Source organism: Nocardioides sp. (genome assembly GCF_051876515.1).
Lineage (GTDB): Bacteria > Actinomycetota > Actinomycetes > Propionibacteriales > Nocardioidaceae > Nocardioides.
Genome location: NZ_JBJEHY010000207.1, coordinates 1 through 6,343 on the forward strand (window position 1 = coordinate 1; position 6,343 = coordinate 6,343).

Consider the following 6,343-nt stretch of genomic DNA (forward strand, 5'->3'; position numbering starts at 1 on the left):
TGTAGGTGTTGCGGACCATGAACTCCTTGAGGATGTCGTTCTGGATGGTCCCCGCGAGCTGCTCGGGCTTCACGCCCTGCTCCTCCGCGGCGGCGATGTACAGCGCGAGCACCGGGAGCACGGCGCCGTTCATCGTCATCGAGACCGACATCTGGTCCAGCGGGATGCCGTCGAAGAGCACCCGGGTGTCGTAGATCGAGTCGATCGCGACACCGGCCATGCCGACGTCACCGCGCACGCGCGGGTGGTCGGAGTCGTAGCCGCGGTGCGTGGCCAGGTCGAAGGCGACCGAGAGGCCCTTCTGACCGGCGGCCAGGTTGCGGCGGTAGAAGGCGTTGGACTCCTCCGCGGTGGAGAAGCCGGCGTACTGGCGAACCGTCCACGGCTGGGTCGTGTACATGGTCGGGTACGGGCCGCGCAGGAACGGGCTCAGACCGGGCCACGTCTCCAGGGCGTCGAGACCCTCGAGGTGCTCGGGGCCGTAGACGCCGAGGACGTCGATGCCCTCGGGGCTGGTCCACGGCGCGCGGGTCGTGCCGGGGGCCGCGGCGGTGTGGTCGGAGGCCAGCGAGGCGCCGGCAAAGCTCTTCGGAATGCTCATGCGAGCGCCTCCCGGGTGCGGTTGAGGAACGCGAGGGCGTCCAGGCCCGTCGCGCAGGAGTCGTCGACGGCCAGGTCCTTCGGCTTGCCGGCCAGGATGACGCGGGTGACCCCGGCGTCGCGCAGGGCTGCGACGGCCTCGGCGCCCCACTCGGCGTACGCGGCGTCGGTGCCGGCCAGGCAGGCGACCTTCTCGCCCGCGTGGGCGGCGAGCAGGTCCTCCACACCAGTCGTGGCGCCGGCGCTGGTGACGCTGACGCCGCCGGCGGCGAAGAGGTTGGTCGCGAAGGTGGCGCGCGCGGTGTGCGCGGCGACCGGACCCAGCGTGGCCAGGAAGACCGGCTGGGCAGCGGGCTCGCGGCGCAGGTCCTCGTACGCCCAGGCGTACGAGACGGCACCGGCGGCCAGGCCGGTGCCCTCGCGGGTCGGCAGGGTCTCACCGAGGTTCGGGAACTCCGAGACGCCCGTGACCGGACGGCTGCGGTCGGCGACCTGCTGGTCGCGGCGGTCGCGGACGGCGTTGACGCGGACCTTGAGCGCGGCCAGCGCCTCGTCGGAGGCGATGGTGCCCTCGGCCTCGATCTGGGTGAACTCGGCCCACGCGACGACGGCGAGGTCGTCGGTCAGCTTCTCCACCGCGTACGAGCCGCCGGCGGGGTCGGTGACCTTGCCCAGGTGCGACTCGGCGGTCAGCAGGGACGAGGTGTTGCGGGCGATGCGGCGACCGAAGGCGTCCGAGCGGCCCAGACGGGCGTCGAACGGGAGCACGGTGACCGCGTCGGCACCGCCGACGCCGGCGGCGAAGGCAGCCACGGTGGTGCGCAGCATGTTCACGTACGGGTCGAAGGTCGTCATCATCGGCGAGCTGGTGACCGCGTGCTGGTGCTGCGGCACGTCGCTGCCGCCGGAGAGCTCGAGGACGCGGGCCCACAGACGGCGGGCGGCGCGGAACTTCGCGATGGTCGGGAACTGCTCGTCGGTGGCGGAGTAGCGGAACTCGATGAGCGCGGCCGACTCGTCGAGCGAGTGGCCGGCCTCGGTCAGCAGGCGCAGGTAGTGGGCACCGACGGCCATGGTCCAGCCCAGCTCCTGGGCGTCGGAGGCGCCGCGGTCGTGCAGCACGGTGCCGTCGACGACGACGCCGCGGATGCCGAGCGCCTTGGCGCGGGCCGCGGTGCCGGCGAACGCCTCGTCGGGGGTGGCCCCGGTGCCGGCGTGTCCGAAGACCTCGGCGGTGACCGGGTCGGCGGAGAGGTTGTTGTCCGGATGCGGGGCGTCGGGACGCTCGGCCAGCACGTCGGCGAGCGCGGCGGACTGCTCGGGCGTGGGGCGGCGCAGCGTCACCGGCGCCAGGTCGAGGAAGACCCCCTTCAGCGCGACCTCGAGGTCGACGTTGCCGTCGAGGTCGAGGAAGAGCGAGGTGGCCCCGTTCTCGAGGTCGACGAGTGCGGCCTCGTTGAGGGCCTTGGCGTCGTCGCCGGCCAGCGGGGGCCGGTTGTCCCAGTCGCCGTCGCGCGCCGGACGGCCGGCGGTGGTGAGGCCGTCCAGGTCGGAGCGCTGTCCGATCGGGGCCACGGAGATGTCGTCGAGCGTGGTGCGCGCGAGCCGCTCCCAGACGAGGGAGTCGGCGTCGTCGTCACCCAGCCGGCGCGACTTGCGAAGGACGTCCGCGGTGGCCTTCTCCCAGTCAGTGACCGTGGCCACGTCCTGGTCGGAGGCGAGGTCGATCCGCTGCACGGGCGCCTCGGGGGTGGGGTCGGTCATGACCTCGAGGATAGGTTCCGTGGCGCGGGTCGCCGCGCACAGGCCCGGTATTCGGAAGGCTGTGAGTTCGACGCCTCATGAGTTAGGTTTACCTAAGACCCGCGCCTACCGGCGAGTAGGGAGAAGGTCACAAACCCCGGGGGTCTCTCAGCCTGCTCTCAGGCGGTAGCCTGACCCCTTGTGGCAGACACGACGCTGATCAAGGGAGCGCGCGCTTCGCGCTCGACCATTGCCCTGAAACTCCTGATGGCGGGCTCCGGCCTCGTCTTCATCGGTTTCGTACTGACTCACATGTACGGAAACCTGAAGGCGTTCTGGGGCCGCGACTCCTTCAACGAGTACGCGCACCACCTGCGGGTCTTCGGCGAGCCGATGCTCCCCGAGAACGGCCTGCTGTGGATCATCCGCATCACGCTGCTGGTCTCGCTGGTCGTGCACGTGGCGTGCGCCGCGACGCTGGCCAAGCGGGCCTCCCGCGCGCGCAGCCAGAAGTACGCGGTCAAGAAGAACGTGGCCTCGTCCCTCTCCTCGCGCACGATGCGCTGGGGCGGCGTGACGCTGCTCGTCTTCATCGTCTGGCACCTCATCAACTTCACCATCGGCAAGGTCAACGTCAACCCGGACCCGAACCCGGCCGGCGGCCCGGACGGCACCGGCGACCCGTACCTGCTGCTGGTCGACACCTTCGACGTGTGGTGGATGACGATCATCTACCTCGTCGCGATGCTCGCTCTCGGCTTCCACCTGCACCACGGCACGTGGTCGGCGCTGCAGACCCTCGGCCTGACCAACTCGGCCCGCTCGCGCAAGAACGCCAAGGTGGCCGGCTGGGTCGTGGCGATCGTCATCGCCGGTGGCTTCTCGCTCGTTCCGCTCGCCGTTCTCTCCGGCGTCATCACGAAGTAAAGGACGCTGACACATGGCTTTCCTGGACGGCACCTCGCCCACCAACGCTGCGCCCAACCAGATCTCTGACGACGCCGCCGGCTACTACACGCTCGGCTCGCCGCTGGTCGACCCGGTCGCCCCCACCGGCCCGATCAAGGACCGCTGGACCAACCGCAAGTTCGAGAACCGCCTGGTCAACCCGGCCAACCGCCGCAAGCTCGACATCATCATCGTCGGCACCGGCCTGGCCGGCGGTGCCGCCGCCGCCACGCTCGGCGAGGCCGGCTACAACGTGAAGTCCTTCTGCTACCAGGACTCCCCGCGCCGCGCCCACTCGATCGCCGCCCAGGGCGGCATCAACGCGGCCAAGAACTACAAGGAGGACGGCGACTCCACCCACCGTCTCTTCTACGACACGGTCAAGGGCGGCGACTACCGCGCCCGCGAGAACAACGTGTACCGCCTGGCCGAGGTCAGCGCGAACATCATCGACCAGTGCGTCGCGCAGGGCGTCCCGTTCGCCCGCGAGTACGGCGGCCTGCTCGACAACCGCTCGTTCGGCGGCGTGCAGGTCTCCCGCACCTTCTACGCCCGCGGCCAGACGGGTCAGCAGCTGCTGATCGGCGCGTACCAGGCCATGGAGCGCCAGGTCGCGGCCGGCACCGTCAAGCAGTACACGCGTCACGAGATGCTCGAGCTGATCGTGGCCGACGGCAAGGCGCGCGGCATCGTGACCCGCGACATGGTCACCGGCGCGATCGACACGCACCTGGCCGACGTCGTCGTCCTCGCCTCCGGCGGCTACGGCAACGTCTTCTTCCTGTCGACCAACGCGATGGGCTCCAACGTCACCGCCGCGTGGCGTGCGCACCGCAAGGGCGCCTACATGGCCAACCCCTGCTACACGCAGATCCACCCGACCTGCATCCCGGTCTCCGGCGACCACCAGTCGAAGCTGACCCTGATGTCGGAGTCGCTGCGCAACGACGGTCGCATCTGGGTCCCCAAGAACCCCGAGGACGCCACCAAGGACCCGCGCGAGATCCCCGAGGAGGACCGCGACTACTACCTGGAGCGGATCTACCCCTCCTTCGGCAACCTGGTCCCCCGCGACATCGCCTCGCGTGCCGCCAAGTACCAGTGCGACGACGGCAAGGGCGTCGGCCCGGCCGTCCGCGAGGTCGACGACGAGGGCAACGAGCGCATGGTCCGCCGCGGCGTCTACCTCGACTTCGCCGACGCCATCGCCCGTCTCGGCGAGGACGCGGTCCGCGAGAAGTACGACAACCTCTTCGACATGTACGAGCGGATCACGGGCGAGAACCCGTACCAGGTGCCGATGCGCATCTACCCCGCCGTGCACTACGTGATGGGCGGCCTGTGGGTCGACTACCACCTGCAGTCCAACGTCGAGGGCCTGTTCGTGGCCGGTGAGGCCAACTTCTCCGACCACGGCGCCAACCGCCTCGGCGCCTCGGCGCTGATGCAGGGCCTGGCCGACGGCTACTTCGTCCTGCCGAACACCATCCGCGAGTACCTCGCCGACGGCCCGTTCGACAAGATCGACGAGTCGCACCCGGCCGTGGTCGAGGCCCGCAAGGAGGTCGAGGACCGCATCGCCAAGTTCCTCGCCATCCAGGGCACCCGCTCGGCGGACTCCTTCCACAAGGAGCTCGGCCGGATCATGTGGGAGTACTGCGGCATGGAGCGCACCGAGGCCGGCCTCAAGAAGGCCATCGGCCTCATCCGCGACCTCAAGAAGCAGTTCTGGAGCGACCTGAAGGTCCTCGGCTCGGCCGAGACCCTCAACCAGAGCCTCGAGAAGGCCGGCCGTACCGCCGACTTCATCGAGCTCGGTGAGCTCATGTGCATCGACGCCCTCAACCGTCGCGAGTCCTGCGGTGGTCACTTCCGCGCCGAGTCGCAGACCGAGGACGGCGAGGCGCTGCGCCACGACGACGAGTTCGCCTACGTCGCCGCCTGGGAGTACGCCGGTGACCCCGCCCTGGGCGGCGAGATGGGCCAGCCGATCCTGCACAAGGAAGACCTCATCTACACCGCGATCGAGATGAAGCAGCGGAGCTACAAGTGACCGCCTGCCTCCCCTCCCCGATCGAGACCACCAAGCGAGGAACCAAGTGAAGCTCACTCTCAAGATCTGGCGCCAGGCCAACGCCTCGGCCAAGGGCGCCCTGCAGACCTACCAGGTCGACGACATCTCCGAGGACATGAGCTTCCTGGAGATGCTGGACGTGCTCAACGAGGACCTCAACGCCAAGGGCGAGGACCCCGTCGCGTTCGACTCCGACTGTCGCGAGGGCATCTGCGGCATGTGCTCGCTGATGATCAACGGCCAGGCGCACGGCCCGGAGGTCACCACGACCTGCCAGCTGCACATGCGCTCCTTCAAGGACGGCGAGACGATCACCATCGAGCCGTGGCGCGCGGACTCGTTCCCGATCATCAAGGACCTCGTCGTCGACCGCAGCGCGTTCGACCGCATCATCCAGTCGGGCGGCTTCATCTCGGCCAACACCGGTTCGGCCCCCGAGGCCAACTCGGTGCCCGCTCCCCGCGACAAGGCGATGCGCGCGTTCAACGTGGCGACCTGCATCGGCTGCGGCGGTTGCGTGGCGGCCTGCCCCAACGGCTCCGCCTCGCTGTTCCTCGGCGCGAAGATCACCCACCTCGGTGAGCTCCCGCAGGGTCAGCCGGAGCGCTGGACCCGCGTCGTCGACATGGTCGCCCAGCACGACCACGAGGGCTTCGGTGGTTGCACCAACATCGGTGAGTGCGCCGCTGCCTGCCCCAAGGAGATCCCGCTCGACGTGATCTCGCAGCTCAACAAGGACCTGCGTACCGCTCTCAAGAACGGTCTCTGAGTCCTCACCTCGAGCCCCCGCTGCCTCCGGGCAGCGGGGGCTCGTGCGTTCCCGGGGTAGTCGTGACCCTGCCCCGGCCCCCGGCACACCCCGGCCCACCCCGGCCCCGCCCCGGCCCCCGGCCCCCGGCCCCCGGCTTAGTAACGCGCAGTTATCAGTACGAGCACCGCTCAACTGACCCCCCTTCGTACGGATAACTGCGCATTACT

Annotated in this window: 5 protein-coding genes; 3 read left to right on the forward strand and 2 right to left on the reverse strand. The window is 69.7% G+C overall.

What is annotated here, in order from left to right; genetic code table 11:
• On the reverse strand, nt 1–601 hold a 601-nt coding region (locus tag ACI379_RS15010), incomplete at its 3' end, for a methylmalonyl-CoA mutase family protein (RefSeq protein WP_439792910.1).
• Nucleotides 598–2,364, reverse strand: a complete 1,767-nt coding sequence (locus tag ACI379_RS15015; protein WP_439792911.1) for a methylmalonyl-CoA mutase family protein — start codon at nt 2,362–2,364, stop codon at nt 598–600. The genes ACI379_RS15015 and ACI379_RS15010, both read right to left, overlap by 4 nt.
• A 180-nt stretch (nt 2,365–2,544) precedes the next feature.
• Here ACI379_RS15015 and ACI379_RS15020 point away from each other — a divergent pair, with 180 nt between their 5' ends.
• From ACI379_RS15020 to ACI379_RS15030, 3 genes are read left to right on the forward strand one after another with little or no spacing between them, the layout of a single operon-like run.
• Nucleotides 2,545–3,270: a succinate dehydrogenase cytochrome b subunit gene (locus tag ACI379_RS15020; protein WP_439792912.1), complete on the forward strand. Its 726-nt coding sequence runs from the start codon at nt 2,545–2,547 to the stop codon at nt 3,268–3,270.
• A 13-nt stretch (nt 3,271–3,283) separates the two neighbouring features.
• Nucleotides 3,284–5,344, forward strand: coding sequence for a fumarate reductase/succinate dehydrogenase flavoprotein subunit (locus ACI379_RS15025; protein WP_439792913.1), 2,061 nt, complete (start codon nt 3,284–3,286; stop codon nt 5,342–5,344).
• Nucleotides 5,345–5,390: 46 nt separating this feature from the next.
• On the forward strand, nt 5,391–6,134 hold the full coding sequence (locus tag ACI379_RS15030; protein WP_439792914.1) for a succinate dehydrogenase/fumarate reductase iron-sulfur subunit: 744 nt from the start codon (nt 5,391–5,393) through the stop codon (nt 6,132–6,134).
• Nucleotides 6,135–6,343: the final 209 nt, after the last annotated feature.

What these genes read in the sequence shown, in the direction of transcription:
- ACI379_RS15025 (WP_439792913.1), top strand. Translation starts at nt 3,284, where the DNA reads ATGGCTTTCCTGGACGGCACCTCGCCCACCAACGCTGCGCCCAACCAG.
- ACI379_RS15015 (WP_439792911.1), bottom strand. Translation starts at nt 2,364, where the DNA reads ATGACCGACCCCACCCCCGAGGCGCCCGTGCAGCGGATCGACCTCGCC.